This window comes from Phytoactinopolyspora endophytica (assembly GCF_004138495.1).
GTDB lineage: Bacteria > Actinomycetota > Actinomycetes > Jiangellales > Jiangellaceae > Phytoactinopolyspora > Phytoactinopolyspora endophytica.
The window spans coordinates 19427-23944 of sequence record NZ_ML142862.1; the positions used below are offsets into that span (position 1 = coordinate 19427).

General features: G+C 66.8%; 3 protein-coding genes. 2 read left to right on the plus strand and 1 reads right to left on the minus strand.

Features of this window, described 5'->3' with window-relative positions; all coding sequences use genetic code 11:
• Positions 1–144: 144 nt before the first annotated feature.
• Both glgB and ELR45_RS23365 read left to right on the plus strand, forming a co-directional pair.
• Positions 145–2004, plus strand: a complete 1860-nt coding sequence (gene glgB, locus ELR45_RS23360; protein WP_240760087.1) for a 1,4-alpha-glucan branching protein GlgB — start codon at positions 145–147, stop codon at positions 2002–2004.
• 113 nt (positions 2005–2117) lie between these two features.
• Positions 2118–3182 (plus strand): glycerophosphodiester phosphodiesterase family protein, encoded by a 1065-nt coding sequence (locus ELR45_RS23365; protein ID WP_129668501.1) that lies wholly within the window; start codon positions 2118–2120, stop codon positions 3180–3182.
• Positions 3183–3212: 30 nt separating this feature from the next.
• Here ELR45_RS23365 and ELR45_RS23370 read toward each other — a convergent pair.
• On the minus strand, positions 3213–4518 hold a 1306-nt coding region (locus tag ELR45_RS23370), incomplete at its 5' end, for an allophanate hydrolase (RefSeq protein ID WP_205857119.1).

Genomic DNA, 4518 nt, shown 5'->3' on the forward strand with positions numbered 1-4518 from the left:
CCCTCGCCGCCGTCGAACGTCTCGCCACGGCGAGCTCCTAAATGATCATGTTAAGCAGGTTTTCTGGTGCGCGACCTCTAGGAGGTCCGCAGACATGGTGACGCAAGAAGAAGAACTGTTACGGCTCCGACGTGAGGATTTCCAATGATCGGTGACGTTGACCTGCATCTCATCGGCGAAGGGCGCCACGAGCGGCTGTGGGAGGTGCTCGGAGCCCACGTCACCACGGAAGACGGGACGGACGGAACGTCGTTCGCGGTGTGGGCCCCGAACGCCGCCGAGATCCGCGTCGCCGGAGACTTCAACCATTGGGACGGGCTCACCACACCCCTGCGTCACATCAGCGGCGGCGTGTGGTGGGGGTTCGTGCCCGGCATCGGCGCCGGCACCCTCTACAAATACCAGATCCTCGGCGCCGACGGAGTCTGGCAGGAGAAGGCCGACCCGATGGCGCAACGGACCGAAGTGCCGCCGTCGAACGCATCCGTCGTGCACCAGTCCCACTACACCTGGAACGACGACGGGTGGATGCGGACCCGCGAGGGGCGCACGGCACACGACCATCCCATGTCCGTCTACGAGGTGCACCTGGGGTCATGGCGGCAGGGACGCTCGTACCGCGATCTGGCGCACGAGCTCACCGGCTACGTCAGCGAGCTCGGGTTCACCCACGTTGAGTTTCTCCCGGTCGCCGAGCACCCGTTCGGTGGCTCGTGGGGCTACCAGGTGACGTCGTACTACGCCCCCACCGCGCGGTTCGGCACCCCGGACGACTTCAAACACCTGGTGGACACGCTGCACCAGGCCGGCATCGGCGTGATCGTCGACTGGGTTCCGGCACATTTCCCGAAGGACGCCTGGGCGCTGGCCAAGTTCGACGGCACGGCCCTCTACGAGCACGAGGATCCGCGCCGGGGCGAGCAACCGGACTGGGGCACTCTGGTCTTCAACTACGGCCGCAGCGAGGTGCGTAACTTCCTGGTCGCGAACGCGCTGTTCTGGCTTTCCGAGTACCACGTCGACGGGCTGCGGGTCGACGCCGTCGCGTCGATGCTGTATCTCGACTACTCCCGCAGCGAGGGCGCGTGGCTACCCAACGTGCACGGCGGCCGGGAGAACATCGACGCCATCACTCTCCTGCAGGAGACGAACGCCACCGCGTACAAGTCCACGCCCGGGATCGTCACCATCGCGGAAGAGTCCACCGCCTGGCCGGGTGTCAGCCAGCCGACCCACGTCGGCGGGCTCGGATTCGGGATGAAGTGGAACATGGGCTGGATGCACGACTCCCTGCAGTACCTCTCCCACGAGACAGTCCATCGGCAGTACCACCATCACCAGATGACGTTCTCGATGATGTACGCCTTCAGCGAGAACTACGTGCTGCCGCTCTCGCACGATGAGGTGGTGCACGGCAAGGGCTCGCTGCTGCGCAAGATGCCCGGTGACCGCTGGCAGCAGCTGGCCAACCTGCGGGCCTTCTACGGCTACATGTGGGCGCACCCGGGCAAACAGCTGCTGTTCATGGGTGGCGAGTTCGGCCAGGAGTCGGAATGGGCCGAGTCTCAGGAGCTGGAATGGCCGCTGCTGGACTCCGCCGGTCATTCCGGGCTGAAGCAGCTGGTCGGCGACCTCAACCGGATCTACCGGGACACCCCCGCTCTCTGGTCGCAGGACGCGGATCCGCACGGTTTCCAGTGGATCGATGCCAGTGACGCGCCCGGAAACGTGTTCTCCTTCCTGCGGTACGGATCGGACGGCTCGGTGCTGGCGTGCGTCACGAACTTCTCCCCGGTCCCGCATGAGCAATACCGGCTGGGGCTGCCGAGCTCCGGCAGCTGGGACGAGGTCCTCAACACCGACGCCGAGCTGTACACCGGTTCCGGAGTCGGCAACATGGGCCGCGTCGACGCCCTCGACGAGTCATGGCATGGCCGTCGTGCCTCCGCCACGCTCCGCGTTCCTCCGCTGGCGACCCTCTGGCTACGCCCTGCCGAAGCCTGACGGTTCGGCTGCACGTCACGCAATCTTGGCCCATCCGTCATCCCGACCATGGCTGGCCGCATTCCGGTCCGGGCAGTCTCATGCCATCGATGTCGATCAGAGAGGACACGAACATGGCACGACGTCTGGCAATCGGGCTCATGGCCGGGATCACGGCGCTGGCCATGCCGGTCACGGCGACGGCAGTCAACCAGCCCAACCTGAACCAGCCCGTCGAGAACCGGTTCGATCTGCAGGCACACCGCGGAGGGCTGGGACTCGTCGTGGAGAGCACCATTCCCGCCTTCGAGAACGCACTGCAACTCGGCGTCAGCACGCTGGAGCTCGACATCCAGATCACCAAGGACGGTGAGGCCGTCGTCACCCATGACCGGCGGATCCACGACACCAAGTGTCAGGACACCGAGCCCGCGTTCGCGGACGACCCACAGTATCCGTACGTCGGCAAGTACATCAAAGACCTGACTCTGGAGCAGGTCCTGACCCTGGACTGCGGCACCCAGACCCTGCCCGACTATCCCGGGCAGCGTCCCTCTCCCGGCGAAAAGATGCCGCTGCTGAGCGAGGTCTTCGACCTCGTCCACGAATACCGGGCCTACGGTGTGATGCTGAACATCGAGACCAAGGTCGAAGCGGGCGCACCGCACGAAACGGCGCCCCGTGAAGAGTTCGTGCAGGTCGTGGTGGAGGAGATCCGCGACGCGAGGATGCTGAACCAGGTGACGATCCAGAGTTTCGACTGGGGCGCCTTGATGCGTGTACGAGAGGTCGAGCCGAAGCTGCCGATCGTCGCGCTGACCAACTACAACTTCCTCGAGATCGACGAGCCCGGCGCTTCGGACTGGCTGGGCGGCATCGACATCGACGACTTCGACGGTAACCCGCTGCTGGCGATCGACTCGTTCGGCGCCGACGCCTTCTCTCCGGTGCACGGCTGGGGCAGCGCGCAGAACGCGGATTACGAGCCGTACGTGACCAAGGAGATGGTCGACGAGGCCCACGAGCTCGGCATTCCGGTGGTCCCATGGACCGTCGACGACGAGGCGACCATGCGCAAGCTCATCGACGACGGCGTCGACGGCATCATCACGAACTACCCGGACCGCCTGCGCGATGTCATGACCGAGTACGACTACAAGCTGCCCAGGGCCTACCGCACCCCACGCGGCCAGGCCTGACAGCCACCGGCGCCGTACCTGGGATACGACTTACCCCAGGTACGGCAGCCATCCGCCGTAGTGGGAGATGTCTTCGCCGGCCGGGTCGGAGCAGCCGAAGCCGGTCACCCAGCGGCCGTCGGAGAGCTCCACCTTCCCCAGCGTCATCGGCTCCGGCAGATCTGCCAGGAACGCGCCAAGACCGGTCGGCGGCAGCAGCCAGAGCTCACCGGCCAAGCTCACGCCGTCACCTGCCGAGACCCTGACGACGCCGGGTTTCGGCACCGCGCCGGGCAACGCGAACATCCGGTAGCTGGAGCTGGTGGCGATCGGCCCGGCCAACCGGGCGCCGGCCTGCACCAGCTGGTGGTTCAACGGCTGGCCGGACAGGTGAGCGCCGAACACCGCCAGCGGCACTCCGCCACCCGGATACGGCTTGTCCAGCGTCTCTCCGGTGAGCAGCCCGGCGATGTCGAGCGCCACCTGGTCCTCGAACGCGCGCACCACGATGCTGACCCCGAACAGGCCGCCGTCCGCCTCGCCCGCCGGTACCGCCACCGCGGCCATGTCGAGGATGTTCAAGAAGTTCGTGTACGTGCCGAGGAACGAGTTGACCCGCACCGGCTCAGCTTGGACCTCGGCAATGGTGGGATGCGACGGCGCAGTCGGCAGCACCATGGCGTCGAACCCGGCGAGCAGATCCAGCGTCCGGCGCCGGAAGACGCGCAGCTTCTGCTGGTCGCGTGCCAGTTCGGCGGCGCCGACGTCACGTGCTCCGAGCGTGATCCCGGCGACGGTCGGGTCCGCCGAGTCCGGGTTCTTCTCCACGAACTCGCCGAACGCGGCATAGCGCTCGGCCACCACCGCACCGTCGTACAGGATGGCCGCAGCGTCCAGGAACGGCCGCAGATCGATACGGTCGACACTCGCGCCGGCTGCCCGCAACATCGACACCGACTCGTCGAAACGGTCCCGTGCCTGAGCCGACAACACGCTGAGATCCTCGTCGCGCGGTACCGCCAGACGTGGCACGGCCGGCGCCGCGAGCCGTACATCCGCAGGCCACGACCGTGACATCGGATCAAGCGACGACGGGCCGGTCATCACCCCCATCACCGTGCTGGCCGAGGCAAGGTCGTTCGCGAATGCGGTCACGCAGTCATACGGCGCGCAGGCGGGGACGACGCCGTCAACGGGCACCAGCCCGATGCTCGCCTTGACCCCGACGATGCCGTTCAGCGCCGCCGGGACCCGGCCAGACCCTGCGGTGTCGGTGCCTATGGCGAAGTCGGCGATGCCCAGGGCTACCACCACCGCCGAACCCGCGCTCGACCCGCCGGAGATCCGCTCCGGATCC

Coding starts and splice junctions, on each gene's coding strand:
- ELR45_RS23365 (WP_129668501.1), top strand. CDS start 2,118: ATGGCACGACGTCTGGCAATCGGGCTCATGGCCGGGATCACGGCGCTG.
- glgB (WP_240760087.1), top strand. CDS start 145: ATGATCGGTGACGTTGACCTGCATCTCATCGGCGAAGGGCGCCACGAG.